At 50.4% G+C, this 17,748-nt stretch carries 19 protein-coding genes and 1 riboswitch; of the genes, 14 read left to right on the top strand and 5 right to left on the bottom strand.

Translation table 11 applies throughout. The features are described 5' to 3' along the window. Positions 1-91: 91 nt before the first annotated feature. Positions 92-177, top strand: a riboswitch (S-adenosyl-L-homocysteine riboswitch). A 98-nt stretch (positions 178-275) separates the two neighbouring features. The 3 genes from ahcY to metF all read left to right on the top strand — a co-directional run bounded on the left by ahcY (position 276) and on the right by metF (position 3,089). Next, complete coding sequence (ahcY, locus tag Q9291_RS04165) at positions 276-1,685, top strand: adenosylhomocysteinase (protein ID WP_306388754.1); 1,410 nt, start codon at positions 276-278, stop codon at positions 1,683-1,685. 218 nt (positions 1,686-1,903) lie between these two features. Next, complete coding sequence (locus tag Q9291_RS04170) at positions 1,904-2,251, top strand: phage holin family protein (protein WP_306388755.1); 348 nt, start codon at positions 1,904-1,906, stop codon at positions 2,249-2,251. 4 nt (positions 2,252-2,255) lie between these two features. After that, entirely contained in the window at positions 2,256-3,089 is an 834-nt protein-coding gene (metF, locus tag Q9291_RS04175; RefSeq protein ID WP_306388756.1) for a methylenetetrahydrofolate reductase [NAD(P)H], read from the top strand. Positions 3,090-3,150: 61 nt separating this feature from the next. On the opposite strand, the gene Q9291_RS04180 is transcribed toward metF, so the two are convergent. The 3 genes from Q9291_RS04180 to Q9291_RS04190 form a co-directional block, all read right to left on the bottom strand. Further along, positions 3,151-3,618: a Smg family protein gene (locus tag Q9291_RS04180; RefSeq protein ID WP_306388757.1), complete on the bottom strand. Its 468-nt coding sequence runs from the start codon at positions 3,616-3,618 to the stop codon at positions 3,151-3,153. Between the two features lie 82 nt (positions 3,619-3,700). Further along, entirely contained in the window at positions 3,701-4,819 is a 1,119-nt protein-coding gene (dprA, locus tag Q9291_RS04185; RefSeq protein WP_306388758.1) for a DNA-processing protein DprA, read from the bottom strand. 12 nt (positions 4,820-4,831) lie between these two features. Next, complete coding sequence (locus Q9291_RS04190) at positions 4,832-5,866, bottom strand: LysM peptidoglycan-binding domain-containing protein (protein WP_306388760.1); 1,035 nt, start codon at positions 5,864-5,866, stop codon at positions 4,832-4,834. Positions 5,867-6,033: 167 nt separating this feature from the next. Here Q9291_RS04190 and def point away from each other — a divergent pair, with 167 nt between their 5' ends. From def to Q9291_RS04225, 7 genes are all read left to right on the top strand, one after another. Further along, positions 6,034-6,549, top strand: a complete 516-nt coding sequence (gene def / locus Q9291_RS04195; RefSeq protein WP_306388761.1) for a peptide deformylase — start codon at positions 6,034-6,036, stop codon at positions 6,547-6,549. Positions 6,550-6,562: 13 nt separating this feature from the next. Then, positions 6,563-7,483 carry a methionyl-tRNA formyltransferase gene (gene fmt / locus Q9291_RS04200; RefSeq protein WP_306388762.1) on the top strand — a complete coding sequence of 307 codons (921 nt, stop codon included), beginning with the start codon at positions 6,563-6,565 and terminating at the stop codon, positions 7,481-7,483. Between the two features lie 75 nt (positions 7,484-7,558). After that, the gene (htpX, locus tag Q9291_RS04205; protein ID WP_306388763.1) at positions 7,559-8,431 is read left to right on the top strand and encodes a zinc metalloprotease HtpX; all 873 of its coding nucleotides are present in this window, start codon (positions 7,559-7,561) and stop codon (positions 8,429-8,431) included. Between the two features lie 137 nt (positions 8,432-8,568). Further along, the gene (gene rsmB / locus Q9291_RS04210; RefSeq protein WP_306388765.1) at positions 8,569-9,858 is read left to right on the top strand and encodes a 16S rRNA (cytosine(967)-C(5))-methyltransferase RsmB; all 1,290 of its coding nucleotides are present in this window, start codon (positions 8,569-8,571) and stop codon (positions 9,856-9,858) included. After that, positions 9,836-10,408: a DUF4390 domain-containing protein gene (locus Q9291_RS04215; protein WP_306388767.1), complete on the top strand. Its 573-nt coding sequence runs from the start codon at positions 9,836-9,838 to the stop codon at positions 10,406-10,408. Before rsmB ends, Q9291_RS04215 begins: the two co-directional genes overlap by 23 nt. Positions 10,409-10,411: 3 nt before the next feature. Further along, positions 10,412-12,571 carry a sensor histidine kinase gene (locus Q9291_RS04220; protein WP_306388769.1) on the top strand — a complete coding sequence of 720 codons (2,160 nt, stop codon included), beginning with the start codon at positions 10,412-10,414 and terminating at the stop codon, positions 12,569-12,571. Positions 12,572-12,585: 14 nt separating this feature from the next. After that, entirely contained in the window at positions 12,586-13,848 is a 1,263-nt protein-coding gene (locus Q9291_RS04225; RefSeq protein ID WP_306388770.1) for a sigma-54-dependent transcriptional regulator, read from the top strand. 77 nt (positions 13,849-13,925) lie between these two features. Here Q9291_RS04225 and Q9291_RS04230 read toward each other — a convergent pair whose 3' ends face one another. Continuing rightward, positions 13,926-14,303 carry a DoxX family protein gene (locus Q9291_RS04230; protein ID WP_306388772.1) on the bottom strand — a complete coding sequence of 126 codons (378 nt, stop codon included), beginning with the start codon at positions 14,301-14,303 and terminating at the stop codon, positions 13,926-13,928. 253 nt (positions 14,304-14,556) lie between these two features. On the opposite strand from Q9291_RS04230, the gene Q9291_RS04235 reads away from it, so the two are divergent. The 4 genes from Q9291_RS04235 to Q9291_RS04250 all read left to right on the top strand — a co-directional run bounded on the left by Q9291_RS04235 (position 14,557) and on the right by Q9291_RS04250 (position 16,629). Continuing rightward, a complete protein-coding gene (locus Q9291_RS04235; protein ID WP_306388773.1) occupies positions 14,557-14,970 on the top strand; it encodes a hypothetical protein in 414 nt (137 codons plus the stop codon). A 144-nt stretch (positions 14,971-15,114) separates the two neighbouring features. Further along, a complete protein-coding gene (locus Q9291_RS04240; RefSeq protein WP_306388775.1) occupies positions 15,115-15,543 on the top strand; it encodes a GNAT family N-acetyltransferase in 429 nt (142 codons plus the stop codon). Positions 15,544-15,591: 48 nt separating this feature from the next. After that, positions 15,592-16,134 carry a formaldehyde-activating enzyme gene (gene fae, locus Q9291_RS04245; protein WP_306388777.1) on the top strand — a complete coding sequence of 181 codons (543 nt, stop codon included), beginning with the start codon at positions 15,592-15,594 and terminating at the stop codon, positions 16,132-16,134. Positions 16,135-16,230: 96 nt separating this feature from the next. Continuing rightward, positions 16,231-16,629: an RDD family protein gene (locus Q9291_RS04250; RefSeq protein WP_306388779.1), complete on the top strand. Its 399-nt coding sequence runs from the start codon at positions 16,231-16,233 to the stop codon at positions 16,627-16,629. A 10-nt stretch (positions 16,630-16,639) separates the two neighbouring features. Here the strand turns inward: Q9291_RS04250 and lptG are convergent, their stop codons facing one another. Further along, a complete protein-coding gene (gene lptG, locus Q9291_RS04255; RefSeq protein ID WP_306388782.1) occupies positions 16,640-17,728 on the bottom strand; it encodes an LPS export ABC transporter permease LptG in 1,089 nt (362 codons plus the stop codon). Between the last annotated feature and the right edge of the window lie 20 nt (positions 17,729-17,748).

The following is a 17,748-nucleotide window of genomic DNA, read 5'->3' on the forward strand; positions in this document are numbered from 1 at the left end:
GGAATTGATTTGACAGAGCTTGGTCTGTGTATTCAGGGATTTGCTTACTGCGGTTTTTTGTAAAATGGCAGGGTTGACGGTATAATCCACAACTTCTGAGGAACGCTGCGAGAGTTTCCCGACTCCCAGGCTCAGAGCGTTTGCTACTCAATAGCATTCCAACGGCGTTCACTTTTAACTGTGCGGGCACGGAAAAAAGTGGGCGAGCTTTTGTTAAGTCGAATGTTCAATCAAGCTTTTCCTGCCCAGTTTTCATTTTTTTAAGGATTTGAAACATGAATACTGTGGCTGATATCAAAGATTATGTCATTGCGGACATCGCGCTGGCCGACTGGGGTCGTAAAGAAATCGCGATTGCTGAAACTGAAATGCCGGGTTTGATGGCGATTCGTGAAGAATACGCGGCTGCCCAACCATTGAAGGGTGCGCGTATTACCGGCTCTCTGCATATGACCATTCAAACAGCGGTGCTGATTGAAACGCTGAAAGACCTGGGGGCTGATGTGCGCTGGGCTTCCTGCAATATTTTCTCAACGCAAGACCATGCAGCTGCTGCGATTGCCGCGGCAGGGACCCCTGTGTTTGCCGTCAAAGGTGAAACGCTGGAAGAGTACTGGGATTACACCCACCGTATTTTTGAGTGGTCTGATGGCGGTTACTCCAACATGATCCTGGATGATGGTGGCGATGCGACCTTGTTGCTGCATTTGGGCACCCGTGCTGAAAAAGACCTGTCTGTATTGGCTAACCCCGGTTCAGAAGAAGAAGTCTGTTTATTTAATGCCATTAAAGAAAAACTCAAAGTGGCGCCAAACTGGTACTCCACCCGGTTGAGTCAAATCAAAGGCGTGACGGAAGAAACCACGACTGGCGTACACCGTTTGTACCAGATGCATAAAGAAGGCAAGCTGGCTTTCCCTGCCATCAACGTCAATGACTCCGTGACCAAATCCAAGTTCGATAACCTGTACGGTTGTCGTGAATCGCTGGTCGATGGCATCAAGCGTGCCACCGATGTGATGATTGCCGGCAAGGTGGCTGTGGTGGCCGGTTATGGCGATGTCGGTAAAGGTTCGGCTCAAGCGTTGCGTGCGTTGTCTGCACAGGTGTGGGTGACCGAGATTGATCCGATTTGTGCCTTACAGGCCGCGATGGAAGGCTACCGTGTGGTGACCATGGATTACGCTGCCGAGCATGCCGATATTTTTGTGACAGCCACTGGTAACTACCATGTGATTACCCATGACCATATGGCCAAAATGAAAGATCAGGCCATTGTCTGCAACATCGGTCACTTTGATAACGAAATCGATGTCGCCAGTGTAGAAAAATACCAGTGGGAAGAAATCAAGCCACAAGTGGACCACATTATTTTCCCGGATGGCAAACGGATTATTCTGCTGGCCAAAGGCCGCTTGGTCAACCTGGGCTGTGGCACCGGTCATCCAAGCTATGTCATGAGTTCCAGCTTTGCCAACCAGACGATTGCGCAAATCGAACTGTACACCCAGACTGACAAGTATCCGGTCGGTGTGTACACCTTGCCCAAGCATCTGGATGAAAAGGTGGCTGTGTTGCAGTTGAAAAAACTCAATGCGCAATTGACCACATTGTCTGATGCACAGGCGGCTTATATCGGCGTCAGCAAGAACGGCCCGTTCAAGCCTGAGCACTATCGTTACTAATGTTGCATGCCCAGTCCTGCACGACCACTCGTGCAGGACTGGCTGAATTCCTGACAGTCACATGGCGCGTAGCTGCTGTGCATCTGGCTTTCAATTGACTGACTTGAGTCAGTGAAACGACAAACTGCACGGCGCGCATGCTGTCATGCCTGACCGGATGTCGCAATGACGCTTAGGTGATACACTGCCTCGTATCATCATCTGAACAGAGGCGTATCATGATTAAACTACTTGCAGTCTGGGTATTAAATGCATTGGCACTGATGGCGGTCGCTTATCTGGTGCCCGGTATTCATGTAGCCAGTTTTGGTGCCGCCTTGCTGGCGGCTGTGGTGATCGGCCTGGCCAATATGCTGGTAAGACCTGTGCTGGTGATCTTGACGCTGCCCATTACTTTGCTGACACTCGGGTTGTTTCTGTTGGTGATTAATGGATTGATTTTCTGGCTGGCGGGTGATTGGCTGCAGGGTTTCTCGGTCAGCTCATTCATGTCAGGTGTGCTCGGTGCGCTGGTATACAGTGTGATTGCCTGGATATTCAGTGCCATTGTCTTGGATAAAGATTAAACAAGTGAATAATAAAATCGATTACAGTTTTGAGTTTTTCCCCCCTAAAACTGCGGAGGGGATGGCTAATCTGCGCGAGGTGCGCAAGCAACTGGCGCCGTTTAAGCCTGAATTTTTCTCGGTGACCTTTGGTGCGGGCGGCTCTACCCGTGACCGAACCATGGAGAGCGTGCTGGAAATTCAGGCCGAGGGCTATGGCGCTGCGCCGCATATCTCCTGTATTTCTTCGAGCAAGGCTGAAATCAGTGAGTTGTTGCAAGCTTATCAGGCCAAAGGCATCAAGCGTCTGGTGACCTTGCGTGGCGATATTCCTTCCGGTGAAGTGAGCAGCGGCGATTTCAAATATGCCAACGAGCTAGTGCAATTTATTCGTGCCGAAACCGGTGACTGGTTTCATCTTGAGGTGGCGGCTTACCCTGAGTTTCATCCGGAAGCTGGTTCCGCGCAAAAGGATCTGGACAATTTCAAGCGCAAGATGGATGCAGGCGCTGATTCTGCCATTACACAGTATTTCTATAATGTGGATGCGTATTTTCGTTTTGTGGAAGCCGCGCAAATGGTGGGCATTACGGCCCCGATCATTCCAGGCATTATGCCGATCTATAACTATACCCAGCTGGCACGTTTTTCCAGTGTGTGTGGCGCTGAAATTCCGCGCTGGTTACGCATGCGTCTGGAAGCTTACGGCGATGATCTGCCGTCGTTGCGCGCATTTGGTGTGGATGTGGTCACCGAGATTTGTGCCAAGCTGGCGCAGACGGGTGTGAATAAAATGCATTTTTATACGCTGAATCAGGCAGGCACCATACGCCAGATTATTGAACAACTTCCCGCTTAAGCATGCACTGGGCAATAAAAAAGCGCGAGTCTATCGCGCTTTTTTGTAACTGCCGACCTCTTTACTGCAAGGAAATCCCTTGCGGGTTAAACAGGGCATCCTCCACAAACAGGTAGTCCTGCTTGCGGGTATCATCCCAGAGTACCATCATGGTGATCCAGCGAATATCTTCCATACTCAGCGTTTCCTGCGGCAACACCATGGCACGATCAATGATCAAATCACGTTCGTACGCAGAAATAATGTCGCTTCTGTACAGCAGGCTCAGAAAATTGAGACTTTCATCATTGATTTTGCTGCGCTCCATATCGCAGAAAATCCGGATAGCTGCCGGGTCATGCTGATATTGCGGTTGTTGCACTGATCTGCGTAAATCCTTGACCCAGTCAACAGCATGTAAAATGTCCTGATGATTAAATCCAGCCTGAGACAGTTCGTAAGCCATGATGGCTTCGTCTGTTTCCTTGAGGTCTGTTGCCTCGTGTTTGTCCCAATAGTTTTGATAGATAAATATCAATACTTCCAACATGCTCACTCTCCAATAAGTGTACTTGGTCACTTTGCTTCGACATTGAGGCACTTCAGTGTGCGTTGCCAACACAATGGGGTAGTTACGCTAATCGTTGAAATTGGCCATTGGCCAGATTCGCGACCACACCCTCTAACTCAAGTAGTGTTAGCATGGTCGAAACTTGACTGGCCGTCAAGCCTGAGCGGGCCGCAATCTGCTCGCCAAAGATCGGGTCAAACCCCATGCAAGCCAATACAGTGCTGGCTTCATCGGGGAGTATGGCCCGTTCGGGTAATAGCCCATTCGGGCTAATCGAAAACGCACTGGCAGGCGATACCGCGAGGCGTATTTCACTCAAAATGTCTTCGGTAGATTCCACCAGTTTTGCCCCCTGCTTGATCAGCGCATGACAGCCCTTGGAAACCGGGGAGTGAATGGAGCCGGGCACGGCAAAGACTTCACGGCCTTGATCGGTGGCCTGTCTGGCAGTAATCAGTGAGCCGCTGTCCAGATTGGCCTCTACCACCAGACAGCCTTCAGACAGTCCGCTGATAATGCGGTTGCGCCGCGGAAAATTGTAAGAGATCGACGGGGTGCCCAGCGCAAACTCTGAAAGGATCAAGCCGTTTTGTACGATGGCATGTGCCAGCGCTTTGTGTCGTGCAGGGTAGACAATGTCCAGTCCGGTGCCTACTACCGCAATGGTTGCGCCGTCTGCTTTGAGTGCGCCGCGATGGGCGGCACCGTCAATGCCCAATGCCAGACCGCTCACCACACTGAATCCGGCGCGGCACAGGCTTTCGGCAAAGTTTTCGGCAGTGGCTTCGCCTTGCGGGGTGGCGTGCCGACTGCCGACAATGGCCAGGCCAGGGCGATTCAATACTTGCAAGTTACCTTTTGCATACAACACCGGTGGCGGTTGGTCGATGTCGAGCAGGCGCTTGGGGTAGGTGCTGTCTGCCAGGGTAATCAGATGGTTATCAGGCAATGCTAGCCACTCTAGCGTGATTGCCAGCTTAGGATTTTCAGGTGCTTGTTGAATCGCTTCTGCCACCTCTTTACTGACGAGTTCACGCAGTGCCGTATAAGGCGCCTGTAAAATGGCTTCGGGTGTTTTTAAGTGAAGCAGCAGCTGGCAGAACGTTGCGCTGCCTAGTCCTTGTACCAGACTGAGGGCTATCCAGTGTTGCGTTTCACTTGTCTGTGGTTCGGTTTGCATTGGCACGGTTTTTCAAGGCGTTTGGACGACATCCTCAACGTGTACAGGTTGCGAAACCTGCATGACCAGTGCATAAGACAGTCGCGGGAACGTTTTGAACACCATGAGCAGCCCAAGAGGTTCGTCTGGCAGCTCTAATGTTTGCGGGTGTTTGGGGTCTGACTCCGGGTCAGTCATGCTGGCGCCTTTGCGCAAAATGGCAAGTACATGCCCATTTTCCAGGCCGTCATTTTCGCCACGGTTTAATACCACTACGCGGCCGGAGCCGGTTTCCACAATACCGTCACTGATGCGCGCAATTTGACCGCGTATTAATTTTTCCGGCGCATGCGGGATATAAGTCTGTGAAAGGTCATCTGTCATCTCTGCCAATTTGTCTCTGACCGCAATTTCTTCTTTCGCCTGAGTAATATTCAGCGTAGCCGTCTCGCCGTTACGCAATAATTTGGCCTCGCCCAGATAGTGGGCTTCCAGTCCCAATCTCTCATTTGTTTCAGGGTCCTTGACTGGATCGCCTTCACGATAAATGGCCCAGAATTGGCGCGGAGTCTCTGGCATGTTTTTAACGTAAATATGCGTGCCTGGGCTTAATATCTGGCGCTCTTCCTGTGCCGCGACAATACGCGGCGCTGCGTTGAGCTCTTCGGCGGTGACCAGCATGGGCTTGTTTAAAAAGGCCAAAATTACATTGGGCTGGATAGCCGGAATGGCTTCAGCTTTGATCGGCGATACAATGACACCGGGTTCCAGGGTGATGGATTCGCGCATCAGTTTCAGCACGGGTTTGCCAGAACTGGTGTCCAGTACAATCACATCACCCGGGTAAATCCAGTGCGGATTTTTGATGTGCTCACGGTTGAGTTGCCAGATTTGGGGCCACTGCCATGGATTTTTCAAGAATTTTGCCGAAATATCCCACAGCGTATCGCCTTTCACTACCACGTGGCGGTCGGGATGAGACGGACGCAGCGGAATTTCTTCACCATGCGCAAACAAGCTGCCACACGCAAGCACGAGCGAGGTTATAATTTGAACAATTTTGGTCATGAACGCGTCTCTGTAATTAGCAGCCTGGAACCACAGCTTGGAACCCGCGCAAGCCAGTTGCGCAACTTTGACCAATCTAGCATGGTAGTTCACATCTAATCAAGGCGAAAAAAAGGGCGTTTTACCCTGTTTTTAAAAGGCTATTTAAGTTGAGAGAATCGTAGAGCATGGCATTACTTCCGATTTTGCAATATCCAGACCCGCGACTGCACACCGTCGCCAAACCGGTCAAGGTTTTTGATGCCGCTTTGCGGCAACTGGTCGCAGACATGGCAGAGACCATGTACGATGCCCCCGGCATTGGGCTGGCGGCGACCCAGGTGGATCAGCACATTCAGTTGATTGTGATCGATTTGAGCAAAGAAAAAAACGATTTACTGGTATTGATTAACCCTAAAATCACCGCGCAGTCCGGCAGTCAGGATTACGAAGAGGGCTGCCTGTCGGTGCCCGGGGTGTATGAGAGCGTGACTCGCGCCGAGTTTATTACGGTGGAGGCGCAGGATGCGCAAGGCAAGACCTTCAAACTGGATGCTGACGGTTTGCTCAGTGTTTGCATCCAGCATGAGATGGATCATCTCAAGGGCAAAGTGTTTGTCGAATATCTTTCCTCACTCAAGCGTAACCGCATTCGCACCAAAATGGTCAAGCATGCGCGTGAAATTGACCGCAACAGCTATTAAAAAAGGATTTTTCATGCGTGTGATCTATGCCGGAACGCCGGAGTTTGCGGTGCCTGCTTTGCAAGGGCTGATGGATGCCGGACACGAGATCGGCATGGTGCTGACGCAGCCTGACCGGCCAGCCGGTCGTGGCATGCAACTCAAGGCCAGCCCGGTCAAACAACTGGCCTTGCAACACGGCTTGCGCGTGTATCAGCCAGAAAGCCTGAAACCGCCTGAGGTACAGGCCGAAATTGCTGCGGTGCAGGCCGAGGTGTTGATTGTGGCCGCTTATGGCCTGATTATTCCTACCGCCGTGCTCAATTTTCCCAGCCGGGGCTGCTATAACATTCATGGTTCGCTATTGCCACGCTGGCGCGGTGCTGCCCCTATTCATCGCGCGATACTGGCTGGGGATGCCGAAACCGGTGTCACTATCATGGAAGTGGTGCCCAAGCTGGATGCCGGTAATATGGTCAGCAAATGGGCTGTGCCGATTACCGAGGCCGATACGACGCAAACACTGCATGACGCGATTAGCCGTGAAGGCGCACGTTTGATGGTGGCCGCCATGCATACTTTACAAACCACCGGCCAGTTACCTTCTGAGGTTCAGGATGAGTCGCTGGTGACCTATGCGCACAAGCTCGAAAAATCCGAGTCGGCGATTGACTGGACGCAATCCGCGCAGCAGCTGTCTCGACAGGTGCGTGCATTTAACCCGTTTCCGGTAGCGACTGCCCAATTTAAAGAACAGGTGTGCAAAGTGTGGTTTGCGCAGGCCGCTGAAGGCTCGGGTACGCCAGGGATCGTCATCCATACCCAACCCTTGCAAGTGGCTTGTGGCAGCGGCGTATTGGAAATCCATGCGTTGCAAATGCCCGGTGGCAAGCGGCAAACGGCCCAGCAGTTTGTGCAAGGGCAGCATGTACAGGCAGGCGACAGGTTTCTTTGATGGCGGGCATTGAAAAACGGCCGCCATCACCGCATATAGCATTGTGAACGCATGCAAGAATTCTAGGAGATTTTAATGTTTGGAAACTGGACCAAGACCTTTGTGCTGATGGCAGCCATTACCGCACTGTTTGTGGCGGTAGGTGGGGCATTGGGTGGTCAGGGTGGGATGTTGATTGCATTATTGCTGGCGGGCGGTATGAACTTTTATGCCTATTGGTTTAGTGACCAGGCTGTACTGAAAATGTACGGTGCTGTAGAAATTAACCCAGAAAACAATTTTGGCGAAGGGCGTTTCAAGGGCTATTACAGCATGGTGAAAGAACTGGCCGAAAATGCGCAGTTACCCATGCCGCGTGTCTTTGTGATCAACGAAAGTCAGCCCAATGCTTTTGCGACTGGCCGTAATCCTGAACATGCTGCGGTAGCTGCCACCACGGGCATTATGCAGATTCTGGATGCGCGCGAGCTGCGCGGCGTGATGGCGCATGAACTGGCGCACGTCAAAAACCGGGATACACTGATTTCTACCATTTCTGCGACTGTTGCCGGGGCAATTTCATCGATTGCCCAATTTGGCATGATGTTCGGCGGCGGCCATCGCGACGGCGATGACAGGCCCAATCCGATCATCGGTATTTTGATCATGGTGCTGGCGCCGCTGGCCGCTTCGCTGATCCAGATGGCCATTTCGCGTTCACGTGAATATGAAGCGGACCGTATGGGCGCCGAGATCAGTCGCGATCCCAAGGCGCTGGCCGCCGCGCTGGAAAAAATTCACAGTTACGCCCATCGCATTCCCAATCCGGTGGCTGAAGCGCACCCCGAAACTGGGCAAATGATGATTATTAACCCGTTGTCAGGTGCAGATCTGGCGGGACTATTTAGCACCCACCCGCAAACTGAAGAGCGGATACGGCGTTTGCTGTCGCTGGCGCATCAATATTAAACGCACGCAGTGTGATGGCTAACGTCAGAAAAGCCTGTTTTAACAGGCTTTTTTGTTGGGTAGAGTTTCATCGATGATTAAACTGTGTATTTGCTGCGCATCAAGTAGAATAACGCTTTTATTTAAAGAGTGCTCACTTGCAGATTGCACAGATGATTGCCGCCTATGCGGTGACCGAGGTGTTGGCCGGTCATAATTTAACGGTTTCCATGCCCAAGGCGCTGAGCCGTGTCAGGCAGGCGACCCCGCAGCAGCAGGCGGCTGCACAGGATCTAAGTTATCTCACGTTGCGGTTTTATGCCGAGGCTGCGGCCTATCTTGCAGCACTTACGCCCAAGCCGGTCAGTGATGACAGGATACACGCGCTGTTGTTGGTGGCACTGGCGCAGCTATTGCATAGTGATGCTGATCATTTTACCGTGGTGAATCAGGCCGTGGAGGCTGCCGGCGCAACCAGGCTGCGCTGGGCCAAAGGGTTGGTCAATGCTGTGCTGCGTAATTTTTTGCGCCAGCGCGCCGAACTGCAATCGCGATTCACTGCGCGTGAAGAAGTGGTTTTCAACTATCCACAGTGGTGGATAGACCTGCTGAAACAGCAATATTCCGAGCAATGGCAAGCCATGCTGGTACAGGGTAATCAGCATCCCCCCATGACCTTGCGTGTCAATGTGCGTAAAACCTCGGTGCAGGCATATCTGGAGACGTTATTGCAGGCAGGCATGGCGGCGCAAGCTTTGGGAGGGGCGGCCGTTAAACTGGAGAAACCTGTCCCTGTACATCAATTGCCCGGATTTGCCGAAGGCTGGATCAGTGTGCAAGATGCCGGTGCACAGTGGGCTGCGCCATTGCTGGATGTACAGACCGGCATGCGTGTGCTGGATGCGTGCAGTGCACCCGGCGGCAAAACCTGCCATATTCTTGAAAGCGTAGAAGCCGAGGTGACGGCGGTTGATCTGGAACCGGTCCGCTTGCAGCGTGTCGCAGACAACCTGCACAGGCTGTCATTGCTGGCCCATGTCAAACTGGGGGATGCGGGTAACGCCGACTGGTATGACGGGTGCCCGTTTGACCGTATTCTGGCAGATGTGCCTTGCAGTGCTTCCGGGATTGTTCGTCGGCATGTGGACATGAAATGGTTGCGCCGACCACAAGATATCGAACGCTTTGCCACACAGCAGCAGCAAATTTTGTCTAATTTGTGGCAAATGCTGGCAAAAGGCGGTAAATTGCTCTATGTGACCTGCTCGGTATTCCATCAGGAAAACGACATGCAAATCCAGCATTTTTTAAGTCAGCATACCGATGCGCAGCGGTTACCGGTACTCTTTAATGAATCGGATTTGCCATGTGTATTGGCAAAAGGCGGGCAATTACTTCCTACGTCTGCTCATGACGGATTGTTTTATGCGTTATTACAAAAACTCTAAACACTTGATACTGTTGATCATGTTGTCTGTTGTTGCACTGCTGGTGCAGGCAGCAGGTAATCACGCCCACGTGAAAAATGCAGAAATGGTATTGAGAGACGAAACCTGGACACTGGATGCCGATCTGGATGTGCAGTTAGGGCATGCACTGGAAGAAGCTTTGAGTAAAGGGATTGCACTGACTTTTCTCTATGAATTCCAGCTTACAAAGCCATTAAAATACTGGTTTGATGACGAGGTTGTCACCGAACGTCGCTCAATCAGCCTCAATTACCATGCGCTGACCAAACAATATCTGTTGCAGTTTGACAAGACCCAGAAAGCATTTGATACGCTGGGGGATGCGAGGCGCGAACTCGGCGCCATTCGTGACTGGCGTCTGGCGCCACATGCCGTGCTAGAAAAAAATCAATCCTATCAGGCTGCGCTGAAAATGCATTTGGATCGCAGCAAATTGCCAAAAGCATTGCAGGTTGATGCGTTGGGTGAAAGTGAATGGGAACTGGTCAGCCCAACTTTTAGCTGGTGGGTTAAGGAGAGTGTGCGCTAACTTATGCGTTACGTGCTCTTTTTATGTATAGCGCTGGCAGCTGCCTTGCTTTATCTGTTGTCGCTGGCCAGTGCCAATACGGCGATCAGTGGTGATTATTATATTGTCCTGCTTTATGTCAATGGTGCGCTCGCACTGTTGATGCTGAGTGTGATCGGGTATCAGCTACGACATTTGTATCTGGCAGCCAAAACCAAGCAGGTAGGCAGTCGTCTTAATTTCAGATTGCTGGTCACCTTCGCGCTGATGGCATTGATTCCTGGTTTGATTGTCTATCTGGTATCGGTTAATTTTCTTTCAAGATCTATTGAATCCTGGTTTAACGTGAAAGTTGAGTCTGCGCTGGATGGCGGCTTGAATCTTGGTCAGCGTGCGCTTGATATTATGCTGGCCGATGTAAAAGAGAAATCGCAAAGCATGGCCGTTTCACTGGCGCTGCAAAATTCAGGCTCGCATTACAGTCAATTGAATGATTTACGCGAAAAGGCCGGTATCCAGGATGCCGCACTGTTGAGTCCGCAAGGGGCTATTCTGGCGGTTAGCAGTGCTGACCCCAGGAGTTTTCTGCCCGATTTGCCTTCCGTTCCACAATTACGGCAGGCACGCCTTGCAGTATACGGAAAAATTGAGCCAGTAGTGGGGAAGGGGCTCTACATGCGGGTGCTGGCGCCGGTTGAGGCGATTGGAATCACCGGTGAAATGCGCATCTTGCAATTAATGCAGCCCGTGCCCAAAGCCCTGTCAAATACGGCGGAGTCAGTGCAAGAGGTATACCGTGAGTACCAAACACTCTCGTACAGCCGGCAGTCGCTCAAAGATATTTTCATGCTCACCTTGACCATGATCCTGCTGCTGGCCATGCTGGGTGCACTGGCTATCGCATTTGCCTTGAGCCGTCGGATGGCGCAGCCATTGACGGTACTGGCCGAGGGAACGCGTCTTATTGCAACCGGAGATTACTCCCAACAGTTGCCTTCGTTTGGCAACGATGAGTTAAGCGTTCTGGTGAAGTCATTTAATAGTATGACCCGTCAGTTGCAGGAAGCCAAGAAAGCCTCAGAGCAAAGCCGACAGCATGTAGAGTCAGCGCGAGCTTATCTGGAAACCATTCTTTCACACTTGAGTTCGGGTGTGATGACGATTAACGAACGTGCAGAGTTACGCGTGTACAACTTGTCAGCGACTGGCATTCTCGGTATTTCACTGGTGTCATTCAAAAATAAGGTGTTTACGGAAATCGCAGTTGAGAGCCCTTACCTCAACCAGTTTGTAGAAGTGGTGATGCAACATTATCAGGCAACCTTGCAGTTTGATGATGATGAGCGCCACCTGACCCAACAGATAGAGATTGAAGGCGTGCATGGCAAGCAAGTATTGATGCTCAGGGTAACGCGTCTGCCTGAAGGCGAGGGCCACGGCCTGGTTGTGGTGTTTGATGATGTGACTACCATGGCGCAGGCGCAGCGAGATGCTGCCTGGGCGGAAGTGGCCAGACGTCTGGCGCATGAAATTAAAAATCCGCTGACACCTATTCAGTTGTCTGCCGAAAGATTGCAACTCAAATTGCATGACAAGCTGGAAAGCCGTGATGCAGAAATGCTGCTTAAATCGACCGATACCATTGTTAATCAGGTGCAAGCCATGAAAAATATGGTCAACGAGTTTAGTGAATATGCGCGAACGCCCTCTGCGCAGTTGGTTAAACTGGATTTAAATGCTTTAATTCAAGATGTCAGCCGGCTGTACAATGCTTCTTCAGTTAAACTGGTGCTGGCCTTGCATCACCAACTGCCGGAAATACAGATTGATGCCACCATGATGCGGCAGATTCTGCATAACTTGCTGCAAAATGCTCAGGATGCACTGACACTGGTGGAGGACCCACAAATCGTCATTTTGACCGATTATGATGGCGAGCGTGTAAAATTGTCTGTCACGGATAACGGTAGTGGCTTTCCAACCGAGGTCATGGCCAGAGTATTTGAACCTTATGTCACAACCAAATCGCATGGCACAGGGTTGGGGTTGGCGATTGTGAAAAAAATGATAGAAGAGCAGCGAGGCCAAATTCGCATCGATAATTTGCCTCAGGGCGGTGCCAGTGTCACCATCAGCCTGCCAGTAGATAAACAACAACGTCGGCGCGTAGAGCGCATCGTGTGAGGAAGTGCAGCAACATGGCATCACGAAATATATTGGTGGTTGATGACGAGATTGGCATTCGCGAGTTGTTAAGTGACATCCTGCGTGATGAAGGTCACCATGTGCGTCTGGCTGAAAATGCGCAAGTGGCCAGAGAAGAACGTCTCAAGCTGCGTCCTGATCTGGTGCTGCTGGATATCTGGATGCCGGATTGTGACGGCATCAGTTTGCTCAAAGAATGGGCCAATGCCGGCCTGCTGACCATGCCGGTGATCATGATGTCAGGCCATGGCACCATAGATACTGCCATTGAAGCCACACGGCTGGGCGCATTCGACTTCCTTGAAAAACCTATTGCCCTGCAAAAACTGCTCAAAACTGTAGGCGCTGCGATCAAACATACCGAACACCTGGCGCATACCGAAGTCAACCTTTCCAGTTTTGGCAAAAGTGCCGTCATTCAAGAGCTCAAGCAGCGCCTGGAGCAGTTGGCGCGCCATAAAAACGTCTTGTTCCTGATTGGTAAAAAAGGCGGCAGTGTGGCCTTGTGTGCCAAATTTCTACGTCCGCAAAACGCGCCGTGGGTGGCGCTCACCGAGTATGACAAACTGGTGTCTGCCCCGATGGAAATTCTGGAACAGGCGCGCGAAGGCGTGGTGTTTGTTGATGAAGTCACCAGACTGGGTAAAACCGAACAAAAAGGCTTAAGCCTGATTATCGCCAAAGCCGAAAAGTATGGTGCACGGGTGATTTGTGCCAGTGAACATGGATTGCCCAAGTTGATAGAGAAATCACTGCTTGAACAGTCGTTGTTGCAAACGCTCGCAGGGTCAGCCGTCAAAGTCCCCTGTATTGACGAACACAAAGAAGATATTCCAGACCTGGTCAATGCGATGGCGACCTTGATGGTCGAGGCCAGCAAAATAGACTACAAAGCGTTTGATATTGCCGCCTTGAATGCCTTGCGCAATGCTGATTGGCCTGGAGATCTCGATGAACTGGAGGCGGTTGTTCAAAATCTCCTGATGACCAGTTTGGAGGATGTCATTACGCAAGCTGATGTCGCCAGAGTTCTCGCCGATTTTCACGGGCAACCTGCCGAGACGGTTGAGCAGCATATGCCGCTCAATCTTGATCAACCCTTACGCGAGGCTCGCGATGATTTTGAGCGTTATTTCTTTCAGTATCATATGCGTCTGGTCAAAAATAACATGAGCCGTTTGTCCGAAATTTCAGGCCTTGAGCGTACGCACCTATACCGAAAACTTAAGCAATTAGGCATTAAAATCAAAGGATAATATTCCCTGAATCGGGAAACCTGAAAGCAAAAAGCCGGATTGTCCCCGGCTTTTTTGTACTACCATGCAATTGCTAATTACTTACGGTTATCCAGGCTGCATGCAGTTTGTGGGTAAATGCTTAACAGCCACATGCCACCGGCAATCCCCATATAAGCAAAAAGCGCATCCAATGAAGCCTGGCCTAATACCAGCGCCATGAATACAGCCAATAAGCCCAGCACAATTGCCGAGAGTTTGGTTTTAAAGCCAAGAATCAAGCTCAACCCGAACACAAACTGAATCAAAATCAGCAGTGGCGCAAAGACAGCGGGTAAGCCAAATTGCCCTAGCATCATCTGATATTGCACATAGCCGTCAGGCGTGTTTAAAATTGCCATCAGCTTTAAAATGACTACTCCGAAAAACACCAGCCCTAGCAAAATTCTGGCCGCTGCAGTTTGAAAACGACACATAACTTTTCCTCAAATTTTATTTTAATGAAGGCGGTATGATGCCTGTCGCTAATCACAAATGCAACATTACAGATAGTCGGGTCGCGCCCATGTGGGTTTTGAAGTTGTTTGCAAGATCATTATTTGAAATGTTGGGTTGAATTCTGATGAAGAGACATGCGAAGAAGTGCATTTAATCGTTTAAAATTTGAAAAGAAAGTTAAGGTTGGCATTAACTTTTTATTTAATATAACGACTCATCGAAAAGGGATGTATGAAAAATAATAAACTTATAGTATTACCTGCTTTATTTATCCATTTGCTTTTAAATGGATGTGCGACTGTTACTCAGGGTACTCAACAGGCAATCAGCTTTAAACTCGAACCCCCAACTACTTTATGTGAGGTGAGTCGTGTTGGCGATGGTAAACTTGGTCGTGTCAGTGCGTCATCAAACACTATTTATGTGGGCAAAGATAAGGATGACATTATTGTCACTTGCAATGCGCCTGGGTATGAACAGTCCACAACCAAGGTCGTGAGTGGTGCTACTGGTGCAGGCGTGACCGGCGTGCTGCTGGATTTTGGGATTACCGATATGATTACAGGGGCGATGTATCGTTATCCTGAAGAAGTGACTATTGCGCTTAGTCCATTAAAAGCGGCGGTTCAATCCCAATCAGAGTAAATCACTTTCTCATCCGATGGTTCGACGCTTTTCAGTCCTTTTCTGAAAAGCGTCGGTGTTATCACGCGAGTTTCTGTCGTTGTGTTTCGGTCCAGTTTCATATTGATTGCTGTTATTCACCGAAAAAGTTAAGTAAGGTTGATATTGACACACCTCACGATAGAACAATGCAGCTACCAACAGTGGGCATGGCCGGACTGCCAGAAAATCCGAAAGATCGTTTTTATTGTCGAACAGCATGTCCCTGATTTATTAGAGTGGGATGTCGCTGATGTCAAAGCCATTCATTTACTGGTACGCGCTGATGCCAGGCCGGTAGCGTGTGCACGTGTGCTTCCGGATGGTCATATCGGCCGTATGGCAGTATTAAAAGAATGGCGCGGGCGGGGTGTCGGTGCGGCACTGTTACAGTATGCGGTGAACATATGTCGGGAACTGCCCGTTGCACAGGCGCAGCTGTCAGCACAAAGTCATGCAATTGGTTTTTATGCGCGCGCCGGGTTTATCGTTTGCAGTTCGCCTTATCTCGACGCCAATATCCCGCATGTCGATATGGTGCTCAAGCTGGTATAATTAGCGCCTGAGTTTTGTTTAACCTCCAGACATATTAAGGGAATTTTCATGTCAAAAATCGTATTAAAAGCCGGTGAAGCCACCGTGTTTTCTGAAGGCAAAGATGTGACTGCCGCCATGCCTGAAATCGTGATTGGTGCTGTTGATGGCCCGGTAGGGACTGCGTTTGCCAACATGATGGCGCAAACCAAAGGCCACACTGCCATGTTTGCTGTACGTGATATCAACCAGATGGTGCGTCCAGCTACAATGATGGTGCCTAAAGTGACTTTGAAAGATTCGCTGAATATTGAGCTGTTCGGTGGCGTGGTTCAAGCCGGCGTGGCTGATGGTATTACCGATGCGGTGATCGAAGGCATTATCCCTAAAGAACTGGTGAATGACTTGTGCATTATTGCTTTGCTGTGGGTGGATCCGGGCTGTGCTAAAGAAGCCAATCTGGACAAGGCTGACTTGTACAAAAATAACTACGAAGCGATCAAGCTGGCCTTGAAACGTGCTTTGAACGACGAGCCTAGTATTGATGAACTGATTGCCAACCGTCACAAAATCAAACACTGTATGTGGGAAGATAGCTGGGATCAAAAGTAAGCAGGCATCAAAGGTCAGTCGAGATTAGAAATAACTCTGACTGCTTGCAATCAAACCCCGCGGTTGCGGGGTTTTTGTTATCCATGGGGAATGTTGATGCGCGCATTGATCAGACGATATCTGGCAGTCGTATATGAAACCTTGCTGATGCTGGCGTTGACCCTCAGCCTGACTGCGCTTTATTACTTGTTTGTCGGTGAGGCAAATAGTGGACTCAAGCGTTTTGGCTTGCAGGTGTTGTTGTATCTGGCAATGGGGGCTTATTTTGTACGTTGCTGGGTGGCTAGTGGCCAAACACTGGCTTCGCAAACCTGGCGGTTGCGTGTCGTGAGTGCCTCCGGTGGGCGGTTGACTTTATCTGCGGCCTTGTTGCGTTATGCGGTGGTCAGTGTGTTGCTGCTTCCGGCAGGGCTGACCTTGTGGTGGGCACTGATTGATCCCGAACACTGCTTTTTACATGACCGGCTGTTGGGGACCCGCATTGTGCGTAGTTAATTGTACGGTATTAACGCCGCTCTACCACATACAGCATGCCCAGTCCGGTGACTAAAAACAGCAAAGTCGGGCTGATGGCGCTGAGCAGCGGGGACCAGTCATTGAGTACGCCCAGATGGACAAATACACGGTTCATGATCTGATAGACCACGCCCAGAAAAATACCGGCAAAAATTTTGGCGCTGATGCCGCCTGCGCGTTGCTGCAGGAAACCGAATGGCAATGCCAGCACCACCATCACAAGGCAGGCCAAGGGGTAAATCAGTTTGGACCATAATGCCACCTCGTAACGCGTGCTTTTTTGCGCATTGCGATGCAAATGTTCAATAAAATGATAGAGGCTCCAGGCCGACATTTTTTCCGGTAACACCAGCAACACATTCAGCAGTTCTGGACGAATCAGTGAGTCCCAATTGGCCTGTTGCAGGTGTTTTGACTTAACGGCATTTTGTTCAACTTGCTGATTGCGCTCAATGGTCGTCTGCGTCACATTGGTGAGTGACCAGTGATCGTCTTCAAAGTGACCATCTGCCGCCGAGCTGATTTTACGCAGGCGGAACAGTTGGTCAAATTCATAGATGTGGATGTCGACCAAGCTACTGTCAGGCATCACGGTTTTAACATTGACGAAACTTCGCCCATCCTTGATCCACAGACCGGACTGAAAGTCCTGTGCGACCACCGAGTCGGTCGCCTGAATACGGATACGCTGAGCCATCTTTTCGGTGAACGGCGCAATTGATTCACCGATTAAAAATGTCACAATCGCAAACAGTGCTCCTATGCGGAGCAGAATTTTGCTGATATCCAGCAAGGATAATCCGCTGGTGCGCATGACAATCAGCTCGGAATTGGCGCCAAAGGTTCCCAGGCTGTAAACCACACCTAATAGAACAGCCACAGGTGCAACTTCATAGATATGCCCTGGAACGCTAAGCAGTACGAAGATAAGTATGCTGTTAATGCCATAATGTCCGCGTCCCAAGCTATCCAACTCCTGTAGCAAGTCAAAAAACGAGAACATGGCAAGCAGTCCAAGCATCACCAGCATGATGTTAAAGCTGATTTCGCGCCAAAAGTATTTTCTGAGAATGTTCACGGTCTGGATTTGATTCTTGG

This window comes from Methylophilus aquaticus (assembly GCF_030769565.1).
In the GTDB taxonomy this organism is placed as follows: Bacteria; Pseudomonadota; Gammaproteobacteria; order Burkholderiales; family Methylophilaceae; genus Methylophilus; species Methylophilus aquaticus.